14 protein-coding genes are annotated in these 20,391 nt (G+C 32.7%); 11 read left to right on the top strand and 3 right to left on the bottom strand.

Annotated elements, in window-relative coordinates:
- Window positions 1-54: 54 nt before the first annotated feature.
- The 6 genes from tkt (at window position 55) to sbcC (ending at window position 8,234) form a co-directional block, all read left to right on the top strand.
- Window positions 55-2,043, top strand: coding sequence for a transketolase (gene tkt / locus JN168_RS07590; RefSeq protein WP_042738779.1), 1,989 nt, complete (start codon window positions 55-57; stop codon window positions 2,041-2,043).
- A gap of 211 nt (window positions 2,044-2,254) precedes the next feature.
- Window positions 2,255-2,494, top strand: a complete 240-nt coding sequence (locus JN168_RS07585; protein WP_042738778.1) for a YneF family protein — start codon at window positions 2,255-2,257, stop codon at window positions 2,492-2,494.
- A gap of 567 nt (window positions 2,495-3,061) precedes the next feature.
- Entirely contained in the window at window positions 3,062-3,247 is a 186-nt protein-coding gene (locus JN168_RS07580) for a hypothetical protein (RefSeq protein ID WP_042738777.1), read from the top strand.
- 248 nt (window positions 3,248-3,495) lie between these two features.
- Entirely contained in the window at window positions 3,496-3,963 is a 468-nt protein-coding gene (locus JN168_RS07575; RefSeq protein ID WP_042738776.1) for a CcdC family protein, read from the top strand.
- Window positions 3,964-4,071: 108 nt separating this feature from the next.
- On the top strand, window positions 4,072-5,208 hold the full coding sequence (gene sbcD / locus JN168_RS07570) for an exonuclease subunit SbcD (protein WP_229367169.1): 1,137 nt from the start codon (window positions 4,072-4,074) through the stop codon (window positions 5,206-5,208).
- Window positions 5,205-8,234 carry an exonuclease subunit SbcC gene (gene sbcC / locus JN168_RS07565; protein ID WP_279525735.1) on the top strand — a complete coding sequence of 1,010 codons (3,030 nt, stop codon included), beginning with the start codon at window positions 5,205-5,207 and terminating at the stop codon, window positions 8,232-8,234. Before sbcD ends, sbcC begins: the two co-directional genes overlap by 4 nt.
- A 197-nt stretch (window positions 8,235-8,431) precedes the next feature.
- Here sbcC and mscL read toward each other — a convergent pair whose 3' ends face one another.
- The gene (gene mscL, locus JN168_RS07560) at window positions 8,432-8,785 is read right to left on the bottom strand and encodes a large conductance mechanosensitive channel protein MscL (protein WP_042738773.1); all 354 of its coding nucleotides are present in this window, start codon (window positions 8,783-8,785) and stop codon (window positions 8,432-8,434) included.
- Window positions 8,786-8,992: 207 nt separating this feature from the next.
- Between mscL and JN168_RS07555 the strand changes: the two genes are divergently transcribed.
- The 3 genes from JN168_RS07555 (at window position 8,993) to menI (ending at window position 14,242) form a co-directional block, all read left to right on the top strand.
- A complete protein-coding gene (locus tag JN168_RS07555) occupies window positions 8,993-10,636 on the top strand; it encodes a glycine betaine uptake BCCT transporter (protein ID WP_042738772.1) in 1,644 nt (547 codons plus the stop codon).
- Between the two features lie 342 nt (window positions 10,637-10,978).
- A complete protein-coding gene (gene acnA, locus JN168_RS07550) occupies window positions 10,979-13,681 on the top strand; it encodes an aconitate hydratase AcnA (protein WP_042738771.1) in 2,703 nt (900 codons plus the stop codon).
- A gap of 114 nt (window positions 13,682-13,795) precedes the next feature.
- On the top strand, window positions 13,796-14,242 hold the full coding sequence (gene menI, locus JN168_RS07545; RefSeq protein WP_042738770.1) for a 1,4-dihydroxy-2-naphthoyl-CoA hydrolase MenI: 447 nt from the start codon (window positions 13,796-13,798) through the stop codon (window positions 14,240-14,242).
- 231 nt (window positions 14,243-14,473) lie between these two features.
- Here menI and JN168_RS07540 read toward each other — a convergent pair whose 3' ends face one another.
- Entirely contained in the window at window positions 14,474-14,770 is a 297-nt protein-coding gene (locus JN168_RS07540) for a HesB/YadR/YfhF family protein (RefSeq protein ID WP_042738769.1), read from the bottom strand.
- A gap of 326 nt (window positions 14,771-15,096) precedes the next feature.
- Window positions 15,097-15,705, bottom strand: coding sequence for a glycerol-3-phosphate 1-O-acyltransferase PlsY (gene plsY, locus JN168_RS07535; RefSeq protein ID WP_042738768.1), 609 nt, complete (start codon window positions 15,703-15,705; stop codon window positions 15,097-15,099).
- Window positions 15,706-15,904: 199 nt separating this feature from the next.
- Between plsY and parE the strand changes: the two genes are divergently transcribed.
- Together parE and parC are read left to right on the top strand one after the other, a co-directional pair.
- Window positions 15,905-17,899 (top strand): DNA topoisomerase IV subunit B, encoded by a 1,995-nt coding sequence (gene parE / locus JN168_RS07530; protein WP_107512369.1) that lies wholly within the window; start codon window positions 15,905-15,907, stop codon window positions 17,897-17,899.
- Entirely contained in the window at window positions 17,896-20,298 is a 2,403-nt protein-coding gene (parC, locus tag JN168_RS07525; RefSeq protein ID WP_107580082.1) for a DNA topoisomerase IV subunit A, read from the top strand. The genes parE and parC overlap by 4 nt, the downstream gene beginning before the upstream one ends.
- The last annotated feature ends 93 nt before the right edge of the window (window positions 20,299-20,391 follow it).

The following is a 20,391-nucleotide window of genomic DNA, read 5'->3' as shown; positions in this document are numbered from 1 at the left end:
TAAATCATGTATAATAGGAATTAAACTAGCTAGAAGAAAGGAAGTCATTTTAAGATGAATAATCAAAAAGATCAATTAGCGATAGATACAATTAGAGCTTTGAGTATCGACGCAGTTGAACAAGCAAACTCAGGTCACCCAGGTTTACCAATGGGCGCAGCACCAATGGCATATACGCTTTGGACTCGTCATTTAAACTTTAATCCCCAATCAAAAGATTTCTTTGACAGAGATCGATTTGTATTATCAGCCGGTCATGGCTCAGCTTTACTTTATAGTTTATTACATGTTTCTGGTAGTTTAGAATTGGAAGAATTAAAACAATTTAGACAATGGGGTTCAAAAACACCAGGTCATCCAGAATATAGACATACTGATGGTGTAGAAGTAACAACTGGCCCACTTGGACAAGGGTTTGCAATGTCAGTAGGTTTTGCAATGGCTGAGAAACATCTAGCAGGTAAGTTTAATAAAGAAGATGCTAAAGTTGTTGATCATTATACTTATGTACTTGCTTCAGATGGAGATTTAATGGAAGGTATTTCACATGAAGCTGCTTCATTAGCAGGTCACAATCAATTAGATAAATTAATAGTATTATATGATTCAAATGATATCTCATTAGATGGAGATTTAAACAAGGCTTTCTCTGAAGATGTTAAAGGTAGATTTGAAGCATATGGTTGGAAACATATCTTAGTTAAAGAAGGCAATGACATCGATGCAATTGATAAAGCTATAGAAGAAGCTAAAGCACAAGATGTTCCTACTATTATTGAAATAAAAACAATTATTGGTTATGGTTCACCTAATAAACAAGCAACACATGGTGTGCACGGTGCACCTTTAGGTGAAGATGAAAGAAAATTAACTTTCGAACAATATGGCTTAGACCCAGAACAACGTTTCAACGTACCTCAAGAAGTTTATGAAATATTCCAACAAAGTATGTTAAAACGTGCAAACGAAAAAGAAGAAGCTTGGGAAAAACTAGTTGAAGACTATACTTCTAAATATCCAGAATTAGCTGAAGAATTCAAATTAGCTATTAGTGGTAAGTTACCAGTGGACTACAAAGAAGCGTTACCTGAATTTGAAGCTGGACACAGTGGTGCGTCACGTGCTGATTCTGGTGAAGTTATTCAAGCAATTAGTAAATCAGTACCTTCATTCTTTGGTGGTTCAGCCGATTTAGCTGGTTCAAACAAATCTAATGTTAAAGATGCAAGTGACTTTAACAAAGAAACACCAGAAGGTAAAAATATTTGGTTCGGTGTACGTGAATTTGCAATGGGTGCTGCAGTTAATGGTATGGCAGCGCATGGTGGATTACATCCATACGGTGCAACGTTCTTCGTATTTAGTGACTACTTGAAACCAGCATTAAGATTATCATCAATCATGGGCTTAAATTCAACATTCATCTTTACACATGATTCAATTGCTGTAGGTGAAGATGGTCCAACACATGAACCAATTGAACAATTAGCAGGTTTACGTGCGATTCCTAACATGAACGTGATTCGTCCAGCTGATGGTAATGAAACTCGTGTTGCTTGGGAAGTAGCATTAGAATCAGAAGGCACACCAACTTCATTAGTATTGACTCGTCAAAACCTTACTGCTATGGACCTTCCTAAAGAAACAGTTGAAGAAGGTGTACGTAAAGGTGGTTATGTAGTATTTGAGTCTGACAAAGACGCAGAATATTTATTATTAGCAACTGGTTCAGAAGTAAACTTAGCTATCGAAGCTGCTAAAGATTTAGAAGCACAAGGTAAAGGTGTACGTGTTGTTTCTATGCCGAACTGGAATGCATTTGATCAACAATCAGCTGAATATAAAGAGTCAGTATTACCAGCAGCAATCACTAAACGTGTTGCAATTGAAATGGGCTCTTCTCTTGGTTGGCATAAATATGTAGGTACTGAAGGTAAAGTCATTGGTATTGATGGCTTTGGTGCAAGTGCCCCTGGAGATTTAGTAGTTGAAAAATATGGCTTCACTAAAGAAAATGTTCTTAACCAAGTTCAATCACTTTAATAATTACTAAATTTGACAGTTAACACTAAGTGGTATGGGAGCTATTGTCCCATACCACTTTTTAGTTATTAGAGATGCTTATCCCATGTTTACAAATTGATTCTGTAATTGATATAATACTTTAGGTTAGAGCAATTATAAAATTCAGGTTCTCTTGAAATAGAGTACTAATTTTAGTAAAATGCATTAGGATAGGAAAGTGGGTGAAACAATGGTAACTTGGTTAGCAATTTTATTAATCGTGTTAGCACTTATACTTGGTTTAGTGGGTGGATTTTTCCTTGCAAGAAAATATATGATGGATTATCTTAAAAAGAACCCACCAATTAATGAAGAAATGCTACGTATGATGATGATGCAAATGGGTCAAAAACCATCTCAAAAGAAAATAAATCAAATGATGACAATGATGAACAAAAATCAAGAAGACGCTATGAAGAAAAAGAAATAGCGCGTCATTAAAGGGCTGACAACTACTTACTCAAAGTAGTTATCAGCCCTTTTTTTGTCCGTGGCAGGGTTGTGACAGTTTTTATTTTTATTCTGAATAATTTTCTCTTTATTCGTTATCTAGTAATGCAGAAACTTTACTTTCACTGTTCAGGTATAAATGTCCGTAGATGTTCGCTGTTGTCTGTATATCTTCATGTCCTAAATGTATAGATAGGGGCATATATACATACTTACATTTATCATTAATAGTCTTATGAATGAATACTTAATAAAAGCTATATATTATGTACTTATGACAGAAAGTATAAATGTAACAACAATAAGCACAATAAGCACAATCATTTTAATATGTTATAAACAAATTGTTTTATGGAAAATCTGAAATGTTATCACGTTTATCATTTGAAACGTTTTTAATGCATTTATCATCTTCAAACAATAATCTATAGGAATAGTTTGAAATTATTGTATGCCAATTTGGAAATGTTTTTTAAATATTCAGAAAATATTTTGATTCAGAAAATCTTTTTGCTATAATGTTTAAACATAAGGGAGGTAGTAATAAGTGAAAGATGCCTATGAAATGGAAGATAAGGAAGTATTAGACCGTCTTGCCAATGTGCACATTAACTTTCCTGATGAGCAAGCATTTAAGAAATACCACAATGCTATGCAAATTCATGATATGAATTATTTAAGATTTACATTGAATAACGCATACTCTGCTTGTGACAATAAACAAGCATTGTAGATAAAAGCGATTTAAGTCTGAATGGACTTACACTTATTGCAAACCAAGTGCTTATAATGCATTTGGTTTGTTTTTTTCGTGCTGAAAATGAGTCTTAAGTTATTTATATAGAAAATTAATGTGTATTTTAAACTATTTGGAATATGACAGAATTTTGAATTGAGATAAAACAACTGATAAAATCAAAATTTAATGATATACTGACCAAGTAATAAATCATCTTGTATAAACTTAAAGAAGGTGTCAACGTGTTATATTTAATCTTTTCTATTTTATTTGCATTTTTGATGGGAATTGCTGTCATTATAATCAGAATGAAAGCTCAACAATTTCCAGTAAATGAAAAGAAAATTATATTACCGCCATTTTTTATGGCTACAGGAGCATTAATGTATGTAGTGCCCTATTTTAGACTGACAGGATTAGAAATTATTGAATGTATTGTGTTGGGCGTAGTATTTTCTACGATATTGATGTGGACTTCTAGATTTGAAACACATGGTAGTGAAATATATATGAAACGTTCTAAGGCTTTCCCAATTATACTTATATCATTGTTATTGGTTCGTACATTAATTAAGATATTTATTAGTAATAAGATTGATCCAGGTGAAATTGCAGGTATGTTTTTCTTATTAGCTTTTTGTATGATAGTTCCATGGCGCTTAGCGATGTTATATAAATATAGGAAAGTTAAACAAACACTAATTCAATAGTTCGTATGCCGTTTATCTCGTGGATAAACGGTTTTTTTATAGACTTGCGATAGCTTTCAAAATATATTATGATATATACGAACAAACGTTCTTATAAGGGGTGTAAATATGAAGATTATACATACTGCTGACTGGCATCTTGGCAGAATAATCAATGGCAAATCATTATTAGAGGATCAAGCATATATATTAGAGCAATTTATCGATGAAATGGAGCAGCAGCAGCCTGATGTCATCGTTATAGCGGGCGATTTATATGATACAAGCTATCCGAATAAAGAAGCGATATTGCTATTGGAACATACGATTAGACGACTTAATTTGGATATGGGGATCGCAGTTATTATGATAAGTGGTAATCATGATAGTAAAGAACGTTTGCATTATGGGTCAACTTGGTTTGAAAAATCAAATTTATTTATACGAACAAGTTTAGATGATATCAATAAACCAATTACTATAGCTAATGTTGATTTTTATACTTTGCCATTTGCAACAGTTAACGAAGTGCAGCAATTCTTTGATGACGATAGTCTGGAAACTCATCAACAATGCTTAGCAAAATCATTATCCTACATAAATCAATCACTAAATAAAGAGAAACTAAATATTTTAATTGGTCATTTAACAGTTCAAGGTGGTTTACGTTCTGAGTCAGAGCGTCCTTTAACTATTGGAACGGTTGAATCTGTTGAGGCTGATAGCTTTAAGCAATTTGATAGAGTGTTGTTAGGACATTTACATCATCCTTTTAGTATTGAATCGGATTACATAAGTTATAGCGGTTCATTATTACAATATTCATTTTCAGAGGTGAATCAACCTAAAGGTTATAAGTGTCTTGAAATTATTGACGGTGCAATTGTAAAGGAACAATTTATAAAAATGCAGCCATTAAGAAAGTTAGAAGTAGTAAGTGGTGATTATGAAGATGCTATACAAGAAAGGTTAAATGTTAATAATAAAGATAATTATTTACATTTTAAATTAAAGCACATGTCTCATGTAAATGATCCGATGATGCATTTAAAACAGGTTTACCCTAACACTTTAGCATTAACGAATGAAACGTTTGACTTCAATACGCCGCTTTATGAAAGAAATGAAGAGATACAAAAGTTAAATGATGAGGAAATCATCTCTCGATTTTATGAATATATAACTGATGAAGGATTAACTGAAACACAAAATACTAAACTTGAAGCAGTATTAAATGACATGCTTGAAGGGGGTTCGACAAAATGAGACCATTGACATTAAAATTAAATAATTTCGGTCCTTTTTTGCAAGAAACCATTGATTTTGATAATGTTCGTAACAATCAATTGTTTTTAATTAGTGGAAAGACGGGTTCCGGTAAGACAATGATCTTTGATGCTATGGTATATGCTTTATTTGGTGAGGCATCAACAAATGATAGACAAGAAGGCGATTTAAGAAGTCACTTTGCAGATGGTAAGTCACCCATGTCTGTAGAATTTGAATTTAAATTGAAGGAAGCAAAGTTTAAAATAGTGAGACAAGGCGCATTTGTCAAAGAAGGTAATAAAAATAAAACCCTTGGTCAATTAGCTGTCTATCAGTTAGAAGATGATGTATATTCATTGAGAGAAAGTAAAATTATCCAAGGGAATAATTTTATTAAAGAATTGTTAGGTGTGAATGCTGAACAGTTTAGACAGTTATTTATTTTACCTCAAGGTGAATTTAAGCGATTCTTACTTTCAAGAAGTAAAGAAAAGCAATCAATTTTAAGGACACTTTTTAACAGTGAACGCTTTGAACAAATTCAAAAAAGATTGATAGATGAGGTCTCAGAAGTTCGAACTTTAATTGAGAAACGATATAATAGTTTGGAAAATAATTGGCAAGATATTAATGCATTTGAAGACGATCTATTGAATCAATATAAATTAATTAGCTCAAGACAAACAAATAGAGTACTTGAAGCGCTTCCTGAATTTACTGATAAAGGCCAGTCAATACAACAAGGACTTATAGAGGATAAAGCTAAGCAGGAATCAGCAGTTCGAACAATTAAGGACAATTTAGAGTTAAATTTAAAATTAGAAAAAGATCTAGCTATGTTAGATCAAAAACAACAAGAATTAGAAAATCTTAAGCAGAGGCAACAAGATATTTCGGAAAAAACACAATTATTAAATGATTTAAATGAAGTAAAGCCACTAGTTAATTTAATTGAATCACAAGAAAAACAACATAGTAAAAAAGAACAATTATTTAAAAATATCGATGATAAATCAATGTTGATTGCTAAAATACAAGACCGTTTAGATAAACAACAAGACGATTTATCTAATTGTAAGAAAGGTCAACCTGAAATAGATAGTAAAAGAAAATTTTTAGAAAAATGTAGTTTGTTTTATGAAAAGAAAGACAAATACCAACAAGCATATACTCAGTTAACGGAAACGACAGTAGCACTAGAACGCAAAATTGAACAACATCAACTTAAACAAGAAGAAGTTGCAACTTTAATTGAACAATTGAATCATCGTAAACCGAATTATGCAAAGGTAGATACTATATCTACATCAATATTTGAACTTAATATGAAAATAAAGGAATTAAAGAATAATGAAATACATAAATTAGAATACGATAGATTAGTTGCTAAAAAAGAAAGTTATGCGCAACAATTGATGGGAAAACAAAGTGAAATTAAAGAACTGGAACAAGCATTACAACAAATCGACAAAACGAATTTAGATTTAAATAATAAACAAGAGCTTATTGCGACTATTCAAGCTGCCGTTCAATCTGGTGATACGTGTCCGGTTTGTGGTAAAGAGGTAGATAGTCTAGAGCAACATATTGATTTTGATGAATTAACAAACAGACATCAGAGATTAGCTGATATTGAGCAAGAAAAATCACAACAAATTGAATTACGAATAAAGTTAGAAAGTGATTTAAATGCCATAGAGGAGCAATTGAGCAAATATGATAAAGCTGTATTAGAGGATACGGATTATAAATCTTTAGAGCAAGAATTGTTTGCAAAACAACAAGATAAAGTTGCATTAGTAGAAGAAAATAAACAAATTGAACAACTTCAAGAGCAACTATCAAAAGCACAAGAACGTTTGCATCATTTAGAATTAGAGCAAAAATCCATTAAACATCAAGTTGAAACACATGAAATTGCAATTAATGATTTCGAAGTAACGACACAATATAATAATGTGGAAGATTTTGTAACAATCTATAAAGAAAATTTAGATAGTGTAAATGCACATGATGTGCGTGTTAAAGATTTAGAATCAAGTATCCAACAAGACAAGACGAATTTAACATTAGAAACTAATAATAAATCCTACATGCAACAAAGTGTGAATGAATTAAATGATGAGATTAATACATTAGATAACAAAATCAATGAAGAAATGGCAAAGTTAGGTTTTTCAACGTTCAATAAAGTGCAAGAAAAGATATCCAAAATACCTGAAAAAGAACAATTAGAGGTTGAAATTGAACAATATAATAAAGCTAAACAAACTTTAGAATTAGCAATTGCAGAGTTTAGCTCTTTGACTCGTGATAAAGAATTGCAAGATATAGATCGTCTTCGTGAACAATATGAAAATGAGCAGCAAAAGTTTGACTTGGTTGCAAGTGAATTGAGTAAACATGAATATAAAATGGAATTTAATGCACAGAAAATCAATGAAATTGAAAAGATTATAAACCAATTAGAAGAAGAATTAAAAGAGCAACAAGAAATATTCCAACTATCTGAAATATTATCTGGGCAAAATAATTTGAAATTAACTTTAGAGAATTATGTACTCATTCATTATTTGGAAAGAATTTTAGCGCAAGCAAATCAGCGTCTATCACTAATGACAGGCCAACGTTATCGACTATCCAGAAGGCAACAAGTATCGAAAGGTTATAGTGGTTTAGAAATTGAAGTGTTTGATACGTATTCAAATCAAACTAGACACATAACTTCATTATCTGGTGGAGAAACATTCCAGGCATCCTTAGCACTAGCGCTTGGATTAAGTGAAGTTGTTCAAGAAGAATCCGGTGGTATTACGTTAGAATCAATGTTTGTAGATGAAGGTTTTGGTACTTTGGATCAAGAAACATTAGAAACAGCACTTGATACTTTAATGAGTTTAAAATCAACGGGACGTATGGTTGGAATTATTTCGCATGTTAGTGAATTGAAGCAACGTATTCCACTCATATTAGAAGTGCAATCAGACAATTATCAAAGTATTACAAAATTTAAACAACAATAATAATTATCATAAAATTAAATTAATATTGAAACGTGGCGAACCTTTTGTAATGCTCACCAATGGTTTGCTTATTTCATAAATAAAACACCCCAGTAAATGCGCTTTAGCATTTACTGGGGTGTTTGCTAGAAACATTGCTCTAGACTTGTACATAAGCTTCACATTTATGAGAAATTTATGTAGTAGCAAAATATAAATTAATTTTTTTCACGTAATAAATCACGGATTTCAGTAAGCAATACTGTGTTTTCTTCGATTTCTTCCTCTTCTTCTTTTCTCATCAATGTGTTTGCAATTTTCACGAAAATGAATAAAGCAAAAGCAATAATAATGAAGTCGATGATAGATTGAACGAACATACCGTATTTAATACCCATGAATGACCAACTTTTAGCAAAATCAACTGTACCAAAGATCAAACCAATTAATGGCATAATAATGTATGTAACTAAAGCGGTAACGATTTTGTTGAATGCTGCCCCCATAACTACGGCAACTGCTAAATCTAGTACATTTCCTTTTAAAGCAAACTCTTTAAATTCTTTTAACATTTTATTAACCTCACTTATTTTTTAAAACATAAAAATTATTATACAAGATAAATTTAAAATAGAACATACTTTTTTTAGTTGAATTTGATAATAATACATGTGTTTGTTATTCTAATAAATGATGAAACTAATGTAGATTTATTATGTTGTTTAAAATTCTACATTAGTTTTTGCAATTAAATATGACTAGAAAGGGAGTAATTATTTATGAATTCTTCTGAAAAACATGCAAATGGTAGGAAGATTTCTCCGGTTTTTATCTATAGTGCTATAATTGTCGCAATTGTTGTACTTATTGGTGCGATTTTACCAGAACAGTTTGATACAATTACGAACAATATTAAACTATGGATAACTGAAAAACTTGGTTGGTACTACTTAATTCTTACAACGTTTATCGTCTTCTTTTGTATCTTCTTAATTTTCAGCCCAATCGGGAAATTGAAATTAGGAAAGCCAAATGATAAACCAGAATTCAACACTGTATCATGGTTTGCGATGTTATTCAGTGCTGGGATGGGAATTGGTCTTGTATTCTATGGTGCTGCTGAACCTATGGCAGACTTTGCATCACCACCAAATGCAGATCCAAAAACAACAGCAGCTTACACTGAAGCATTGCGTTCTACATTCTTCCACTGGGGATTCCATGCATGGGCTATTTATGGTGTAGTTGCCTTAGCCTTAGCATATGCTCAGTTTAGAAAAGGTGAGGCAGGACTAATTTCAAGAACATTGCGTCCTTTATTAGGGAACAAAGTAGAAGGTCCAATTGGGACAATCATTGATGTATTAGCCGTATTTGCAACGGTTGTCGGTGTTGCCGTATCTTTAGGAATGGGTGCACTTCAAATCAATGGTGGACTTAACTACTTATTTGGAATTCCAAATAATGTTTGGGTTCAAGCGATTATTATTGTTGTTGTAACAATTTTATTTATAATGAGTGCTTGGTCAGGACTAAGTAAAGGTATTCAATATTTAAGTAATTTAAATATTTCGTTAGGTGCAATCTTAATGATTGCTGTATTAATTATAGGACCAACTGTACTTATTTTGAATATGATGACAAGTTCAACAGGTAGCTTATTGAATTCATTCTTATTAAATACATTTGATACAGCTGCACAAAATCCACAAAAACGTGAATGGATGTCTAGCTGGACACTTTACTATTGGGGTTGGTGGTTAAGCTGGAGCCCATTCGTAGGTATATTCATAGCACGTGTATCAAAAGGACGTTCAATAAGAGAATTTATTGCTGGTGTATTATTAGTGCCAGCATTAGTAAGTTTTGTTTGGTTCAGTGTGTTTGGGGTATTAGGTATTGAAACTGGTAAGAAACACCCTGAATTATTCAAGATGACTGCTGAAACACAATTGTTTGGTGTGTTTAATCATATTCCATTGGGAATGGTATTATCTATTATTGCATTAGTATTAATAGCATCATTCTTTATCACATCAGCCGATTCAGCAACATTTGTACTAGGTATGCAAACAACTTATGGTTCATTAGAGCCTTCTAATGTTGTAAAAGTGACTTGGGGAATTGCACAATCACTTATTGCATTTGTACTACTATTCGCTGGTGGTGGCGACGGTGCTAAAGCATTAAACGCAATTCAAAGTGCTGCTATTATAAGTGCCTTGCCATTCTCCTTTGTAGTAATTATGATGATGATTTCATTCTATAAGGATGCAAATAAAGAACGTAAATTCTTAGGATTGACGTTGACACCTAATAAACACCGTCTTCAAGAATATGTTCAACATCAACAAGATGATTTTGAAGACGATATTATACATCGTCGTAGCTCTATTAGAGAACAAGAAAAATCTGAACAATAATTTATATTAATTTAATTTTCCCTCATTTTAAATTGTTATAAATAGCGGGCATTAATTGTTACGCATTTATAACCTTTTAAATGGGGGATTTTAATTTTTAATATACATACTAATAAAATTAAACAAGGACAAAGCTTCTGAAGAAAAGTGATAATGATTCTCAATTGATAAAAATAACTTATTACACCAACGTTTCAACATAAGCATAACTTATACATGCTGATTGAAAATTCAAAACTAAATTATGAGGTTTTCTAACTTTATCCAGTTGTTTTAAATTACATATAATTATACAATTTAAGTAACGGCATATATTAATAAAAACTTTCAGGGGGGATTTATATGGCTTCAAATATTAAGCAACAAGCTAAAAAGACGTTTGACCTTAATGGTAAAACGTACACGTATTATGATTTGAACACTTTAGAAGAACAAGGTTTTACTAAAGTATCGAAATTGCCATATTCAATTAGAGTATTATTAGAATCAGTATTGAGACAAGAAGACGGATTTGTTATTACAGATGAACACATTAAAGCATTATCTGAATTTACAGAAGGTGCTGATGGTGAAGTTCCATTTAAGCCATCTCGTGTTATCTTACAAGACTTCACAGGTGTTCCTGCTGTTGTTGACTTGGCTTCATTACGTAAAGCGATGAATGACGTAGGTGGAGATTTAAACAAAATTAATCCAGAAGTACCAGTTGATTTAGTTATCGACCACTCAGTACAAGTAGATAGTTATGCCAACCCAGATGCATTAGAACGAAATATGAAATTAGAATTTGAACGTAACTATGAACGTTACCAATTCTTAAATTGGGCTACGAAAGCGTTTAATAACTATAGCGCCGTACCACCAGCAACAGGTATCGTACACCAAGTTAACTTAGAGTACTTGGCAAATGTTGTACATGCTCGTGAAGTTGATGGCGAAACAGTTACATTCCCAGACACATTAGTGGGTACTGACTCACATACGACAATGATTAACGGTCTAGGCGTATTAGGATGGGGTGTAGGTGGTATTGAAGCCGAAGCAGGTATGCTTGGTCAACCATCATATTTCCCAATTCCAGAAGTAGTTGGGGTTAGACTTTCAAATGCATTACCACAAGGTTCAACTGCAACTGACTTAGCATTACGTGTTACTCAAGAATTACGTAAAAAAGGTGTAGTTGGTAAATTTGTTGAATTCTTCGGACCAGGGGTACAACATTTACCTTTAGCTGACCGTGCAACAATTGCAAATATGGCACCTGAGTATGGTGCGACTTGTGGTTTCTTCCCAGTTGATGAAGAAGCATTAAAATATTTAAGACTAACAGGTCGTGCAGACGATCAAATCGATTTAGTTAAAAAATATTTAGAAGAAAATAGTATGTTCTTTACTGTAGATAAAGATGAACCTGAATATACAGATGTAGTTGAATTAGATTTATCAACTGTTGAAGCTTCATTATCAGGTCCTAAACGTCCACAAGATTTAATTTTCTTAAGCGACATGAAGAAAGAATTCGAAAAATCAGTTACTGCTCCAGCTGGTAACCAAGGTCATGGATTCGATGAAAGTGAATTTGATAAGAAAGCAACTATTAACTTTAAAGATGGTTCGACTTCAGAAATGAAAACAGGTGACATTGCGATTGCTGCAATCACATCATGTACGAATACATCAAACCCTTACGTTATGTTAGGTGCGGGTCTTGTTGCCAAGAAAGCAATCGAAAAAGGCTTAAAAGTACCTGAATATGTAAAAACTTCATTGGCGCCAGGTTCTAAGGTTGTAACAGGTTATTTAAGAGATGCTGGTTTACAAACATACTTAGATGAATTAGGTTTCAATTTAGTAGGTTATGGTTGTACAACATGTATCGGTAACTCTGGTCCATTGCTTGAAGAAATTGAAAAAGCAATTGCTGACGAAGATTTACTTGTTACTTCAGTACTTTCTGGTAACCGTAACTTTGAAGGACGTATCCATCCATTAGTAAAAGCTAACTATTTAGCATCTCCACAATTAGTTGTTGCCTATGCGTTAGCTGGTACAGTAGATATTGATTTACAAAATGAACCACTTGGTAAAGGTAAAGATGGAGAAGATGTATATCTTAATGATATCTGGCCAACAATTAAAGAGGTTGCTGACACTGTAGATAGTGTTGTTACTCCAGCTTTATTTAAAGAAGAATATGAAACGGTTTATAACAATAACGAAATGTGGAATGAAATTGATGTTACTGATAAACCATTATATGACTTTGATCCTGAATCAACATATATTCAAAATCCATCATTCTTCCAAAACTTATCAAAAGAGCCAGGTAAAATTGAACCATTAAATCAATTACGTGTAATGGGTAAATTTGGTGATTCAGTAACAACTGACCATATTTCTCCAGCAGGTGCTATCGGTAAAGATACGCCGGCAGGTAAATATTTATTAGAGCATAATGTACCAATTCGTGAATTTAACTCTTATGGTTCTCGTCGTGGTAACCATGAAGTAATGGTACGTGGTACTTTTGCAAACATTCGAATTAAAAACCAATTAGCACCAGGTACAGAAGGTGGATATACAACATATTGGCCAACTGGTGAACAAATGTCTATCTTTGATGCAGCAATGAAATACCGTGAAGATGGTACTGGATTAGTTGTATTAGCAGGTAATGACTACGGTATGGGTTCTTCACGTGACTGGGCAGCAAAAGGTACTAATTTATTAGGTGTTAAAACAGTAATTGCACAAAGTTATGAAAGAATTCACCGTTCTAACTTAGTAATGATGGGTGTATTACCTTTACAATTCCAAGAAGGCGAATCTGCAGATAGTTTAGGTATCGATGGTACTGAAATTATTTCAGTTGACGTTAACGAAGATGTAAAACCACATGACTTAGTTAAAGTTCAAGCTAAGAAAGAAAATGGCAAAGTAATTGAATTCGAAGCAATTGCTCGCTTCGATTCAAATGTAGAATTAGATTATTACCGTAACGGTGGTATCTTACAATTAGTATTGAGAAATAAATTAGCTCAATAATGAATAATTAGTGAGTGAAAATGATTTGTATCAAGCTGTATTAGCAATATGCTAGTACAGCTTGTTTATGTTACCATTGTCATATATGAACAATTGAAAAGAGGATATCGAGAAATGATTTATAGTATAACTGAAATAGAATCACGCTACCAAGAAACGGATCAAATGGGTGTGATTTATCATGGGAATTATCCGACATGGTTTGAAGTTGCGCGTACGGATTATATTAGTAAGTTAGGGTTTAGTTATAAAGAAATGGAAGATTCAGGTGTAATCTCTCCTGTTACAGATATTGAAATCAAGTATATTAAGTCAATTACTTATCCTGAAAAGGTGAAAATCAAAACCTGGGTTGAAAAATATACAAGATTGCGTTCAAAGTATCGGTATGAAATATATAATGAAGCAGGGGAATTAGCAACGACGGGATCAACTGTATTGACGTGTATTACAAAGTCAGATTTTAAACCAGTCCGTTTAGATAAAGCATTCCCAGATTGGCATAATACATATCAAAGTATAGAAGGCCGAAATAAAGCGGGAGAATCACTTGAGATTTGATTTGAATTAAACAGCGAACATGACCAACATAATATAATAATTTAAAAGATGGCCGTTCATCATAATATGAGCGACCATCTTTTATATAAATTGCAAAATAATTTGCATTAAAATGTATACTTGAATGAGTGTTGCAATGACGTTTGAACTCAATGAAAGTAGATTATAAATATTGTTGAACTCAACTTAACATCAACATGATTTAGAATTCAACTCAAATATCATCATTACTTATTGTTTAGAATATGAGATTTCATCAATGCCATCATTCACATCGATGAATAAATTGTCATCTTGGAAATACCATAAGTCTTTTTCTGCAATTACGACATTTAAACCTTGGTAATTATTTTCATATCCAATCTCTAAGTCATTTTTACGATCAACACTAAATGCAGGACTAAATCCTTGTTTCAACTGGAATTCTCCACCATAACGAACGAAGAATTGTAAGACTTTATCATCTTCTGGTAAATCTAGTTCTTCTTTAAACCAAGATACAGCATTGTCTGAAAGTTCTATACCCATAATTAAAGTCTCCTTTCGGTTCACAAGTGGTTCACTTATGACAATTAGTTACTAATTTTTAAATTAGTATTATATTCATTACCCAATTTGGATAATGTTAAAAGCAGTATAACATAATTTTTCGATTAATTTTCTAATAAACGCTTTGTTTTAGCTAATTTTACTAAAAATCATGCTAATGACCTATATAAATAGTATAATAGAATAATGTAGAAAAAGATGTTAAGACATAAGGGTTAATATAATAAAAAAACTGAAGATAATTATACCTTCAGCTCTGATAAAAATTTATTCCCTTTTTAATTGTAACGTGGTTTTTGTAATAGTTACATCCATTTAATCTTAGGTTCTTCGCCTTTAAATATTCTAACAATATTTGAACGGTGTCTGATTATAAGTAATACTCCAACGCCGATACTAACCACAAACAAGATGTAGTCTCTAATGACTAGCGCGCCAATGACACAACAAATTGATGCAATGATACTTGATAGCGATACATACTTTGTTAAATACAAGATTCCAAAGAAAATTGCTGCTAATATTAATAATAAGACAGGATTGATACCAAGTATCACACCAGCACTTGTAGCTACTGCTTTGCCACCTTTAAATCCTAAGTATACCGGATAAACATGGCCTAGAATTGCAAATGCTCCAACAATTAGACCGTTTGTGAAGAATGTGCTAATTGCACCATCTGCGTGTACAGGTAACCATAAAGGAAAGAAAACGACAATAAATCCTTTGAAAATATCTAAGAAAGTAACTAAAAATCCAGCTGGCTTTCCTAATACTCTAAAGCTATTTGTCGCGCCAGTGTTACCACTACCAAATTGTCTAATATCTTTTTTGAAAAATAATTTCCCTATTACATAGCCACTTGGAAAAGCACCAATAAGGTAACTTAGTATTAACATGATTATTATCATCATATTCAATTACACATCCTTTAATGACATTAAAAACATTTTATCACATAAGAGGACCTTTAGACGAATAAAAATTAAAAAGAAATGAATAAACATTTAAATATTCATTTGGTGCTTGCATTTTATCTAGATTTATATAAAAATAACTATTGTATAGTTTTAATAACGAACGTACGTTTGTAGGAGGGCGAAACGATTGGCAATGAATAAACAAAATAATTACTCGGATGATTCCATACAGGTTCTTGAGGGATTAGAGGCCGTTAGAAAAAGACCTGGGATGTATATTGGTTCTACCGATAAACGTGGTTTACATCATTTGGTGTATGAAGTTGTCGATAATTCCGTCGATGAAGTATTAAACGGTTTTGGAAATGAAATCGCAGTTACAATAAACAAAGATGAGAGTATTACAATTGAGGATAATGGACGAGGTATGCCAACAGGAATTCACGCATCAGGTAAACCAACTGTTGAAGTTATCTTCACTGTACTTCATGCAGGTGGTAAATTTGGACAAGGTGGATACAAAACTTCTGGTGGTTTACATGGTGTAGGTGCGTCAGTAGTAAATGCATTGAGTGAATGGTTAGAGGTTGAAATTCATCGAGATGGTATGATCTATCAACAAAGTTTTAAAAATGGTGGTATACCCGCATCAGGATTAGTGAAAAAGGGCAAGACTAAAAAAACAGGTACGAAAGTAACCTTTAAACCCGACGGAGAGATATTTAAAACATCAACGTCATTTAATTACGAAACATTAAGTGAACGTTTACAGGAATCAGCATTTTTACTTAAGAATTTAAAAATACAACTTAAAGATTTACGCGCTGGTAAAGAACGTGAAGATGTTTATCACTATGAAGAAGGTATTAAAGAATTTGTTGCATACGTTAATGAGGGAAAAGAAATATTACATGACGTGGCATTATTTAGTGGTACAGCAAATAATATTGAAGTTGAAGTTGCGTTTCAATACAACGATCAATATTCAGAGAGTATATTGAGCTTTGTTAATAATGTGCGTACTAAAGACGGAGGTACACATGAAGTTGGTTTCAAGACTGCAATGACACGTGTGTTTAATGAATATGCACGTCGAATTAATGAATTGAAAGCAAAGGATAAGAATTTAGATGGTAATGACATTCGAGAAGGTTTAACAGCAATTATTTCAATTCGAATACCTGAAGAACTGCTCCAATTCGAAGGACAAACAAAGTCTAAATTAGGTACAAATGAAGCTAGAAGTGCCGTTGATTCAGTTGTGGCAGAAAAACTACCATACTACCTTGAGGAAAAAGGGCAACTTTCTAAAGCGTTAGTTAAGAAGGCTGTTAAGGCACAACAAGCTCGTGAAGCTGCACGTAAAGCAAGAGAAGATGCACGTTCAGGAAAGAAAAATAAACGTAAAGACACGTTGTTATCTGGGAAGCTAACGCCGGCCCAAAGTAAAAATACTGAGAAAAAAGAACTGTATTTAGTTGAGGGTGATTCTGCTGGTGGATCTGCAAAATTAGGTAGAGATCGAAAATACCAAGCTATCTTACCATTAAGAGGTAAAGTGATAAATACAGAAAAAGCTAGACTGGAAGATATTTTCAAAAATGAAGAGATTAATACGATCATTCATACCATAGGCGCAGGTGTAGGAAATGAATTTAAGATTGAGGATAGCAATTACAATCGCGTTATTATTATGACTGATGCCGATACAGATGGTGCGCATATTCAGGTATTATTACTTACTTTCTTCTTTAAATATATGAAACCGTTAGTTGAAGCGGGAAGAGTATTTATTGCATTACCTCCATTATATAAATTGGAAAAAGGTAAAGGTGCTTCGAAGAAAGTTGAATATGCATGGACGGATGAAGAATTAGAAAAGCTACAAAAGAAACTTGGTAAAGGATTTATGTTACAACGATACAAAGGTCTTGGTGAAATGAATGCCGATCAACTTTGGGAAACAACAATGAATCCTGAAACAAGAACTTTGATCAGAGTGCAAGTGGACGATGAATTACGTTCATCTAAACGTGTGACAACGTTGATGGGTGATAAAGTTGCGCCACGTCGTGAATGGATTGAAAAGCATGTTGAATTTGGACTTCAAGAAGATCAAAGTATATTAGATAATAATGAAATTCAAATTTTAGAACAGGAAAATCCTAATGAGGAGGAAGTAAATTGAGTGAAATAATCCAAGATTTATCACTTGAAGATGTTATTGGAGATCGATTTGGTAGATATAGTAAATACATCATTCAAGAGCGTGCTTTGCCAGACGTAAGAGATGGACTCAAACCTGTTCAAAGACGTATTTTATATGCAATGTTTTCAAGCGGAAATACATTTGATAAAAATTTCCGAAAAAGTGCCAAGACGGTCGGTGACGTAATTGGACAATTTCACCCGCATGGTGACACATCCGTTTACGATGCAATGGTGCGATTGAGCCAAGATTGGAAATTACGCCATGTATTAATAGAAATGCAAGGTAATAATGGTAGTATCGACAATGATCCAGCAGCAGCAATGCGTTATACTGAGGCTAAGTTGAGTCGTATTTCTGAGGAATTACTTAGAGACATTAATAAAGAAACCGTACCATTTATGCCGAACTATGATGATACAACGATGGAACCAATGGTGTTACCTGCAAGATTACCGAATTTGTTGATTAACGGCAGTACTGGTATTTCATCTGGTTACGCGACGGATATACCACCTCATAATTTGGGTGAAGTCATTCAAGCGACATTAAAGTATATTGATAATCCAGATATTACAGTAAGCCAGTTAATGAAATATGTTAAAGGTCCAGACTTCCCAACAGGTGGCATTATTCAAGGAATTGATGGAATTAAAAAAGCATATGAATCTGGTAAAGGTAAAATCATTGTCCGTTCTAAAGTTGATGTTGAAGAACTTAGAAATGGACGTAAAGAATTAATTGTTACTGAAATACCTTATGAAGTGAATAAGAGTGCATTAGTTAAGAAAATGGATGAATTACGTGCCGACAAAAAAGTAGATGGCATTGTTGAGGTACGTGATGAAACAGATAGAACGGGTTTACGTATTGCAATTGAATTGAAGAAAGATGTAAATAGTGAAGCTGTAGCTAACTATTTATACAAAAATACTGATCTTCAAGTTGCTTATAACTTTAATATGGTTGCAATAAGTGAAGGCAGACCTAAGTTAATGGGCATTCGTGAAATTATTGATAGTTATTTAAATCATCAAATTGATGTGGTGACAAAACGTACACGCTTTGAATTAGATCATGCTGAAAGCCGTATGCATATTGTAGAAGGTTTAATGAAAGCTTTATCAATATTAGATGAAGTGATTCAATTAATTCGTAATTCTAAAAATAAAAAGGATGCGAAGGAAAACTTAGTTGATAAATATGCTTTTACTGAAGCACAAGCTGAAGCAATCGTTACATTACAATTGTATAGATTGACCAATACCGATATTGTACAACTTCAGGATGAACATGATGAGTTAAAGGCATTAATTGATAGACTGAAAAATATTTTAGATAATCATGATGCATTATTAACAGTTATTAAAGAAGAGCTAACAGATATTCGCAAACGTTTTAAACAAGAACGTCTTTCTAAAATTGAAGCTGAAATTACAGAAATTAAGATTGATAAAGAAGTGATGATTCCTAGTGAGACTGTAGTAATGAGTATTACGAAGCATGGCTACATTAAACGTACATCTTTACGTAGTTTCAACGCAAGTGGTATAGATGAGATTGGTGTTAAAGATGGAGACGCATTGTTAAAACAACAAGAAATGAATACACTTGATACGGTCTTAGTATTTACAAACAAAGGACGATATTTATTCATTCCGGTTCATAAACTAGCTGACATTAAATGGAAAGACTTAGGCCAACATGTATCGCAAATTGTTCCAATCGATGAAGGCGAATATGTTATTGATATTTATGGTGAAAGTGATTTTAAACCTGAAGCGTATTATATTTTAGCTACTAAAAATGGCATGATTAAGAAAAGTAATGTGTCTATGTTTAAAACGTCGCGCTATAATAAACCTTTAGTTGCTATGAAGTTAAAGGATAATGATGAAATTATTGACGTAATGCGTATTTCTAAAACACAGTTACTGACAGTGATTACCAATAAAGGTATGTCATTAACATACAGTAGTGAAGAGTTGTCAGATACTGGGCTCAGAGCAGCTGGCGTGAAATCAATCAACTTGAAAAATGAAGATTTCGTTGTGTTAACACAAATTATTTCTGAACCAAATACTATTCTAATGGCAACACAACGTGGATCATTAAAACGAATAAGCTTCAAGATATTACAAGAAGCTAAACGTGCACAACGCGGTATTACGTTATTGAAAGAACTTAAAAAGGCGCCACATCGTATCGTTGCTGCTAAAGTAGTGAACCCTGAAGATAAGAACTACACGATTTATTCTTCTAAAGATCAAGAAACAGGGTTAATTTCAGATATTCATTTATCTGAACAATATACGAATGGTAGTTTTATCGTAGATGTTACCGACTTCGGTGAGGTCGAAGGATTAGATTTAAAATAAAATTAAAAAAATTGTTAGTAAATTCTTCTATAGAATGATAAAATAATGACATATGCAATATAATTGAACCCAAGAGATTTATGGTTAGTTATA

The sequence above is a fragment of the Staphylococcus gallinarum genome (assembly GCF_029774255.1).
Taxonomy (GTDB): Bacteria; Bacillota; Bacilli; order Staphylococcales; family Staphylococcaceae; genus Staphylococcus; species Staphylococcus gallinarum.
The sequence above is the reverse complement of the archived record's forward strand: the minus strand, read 5'-3'. Positions and strand labels throughout refer to the sequence as shown.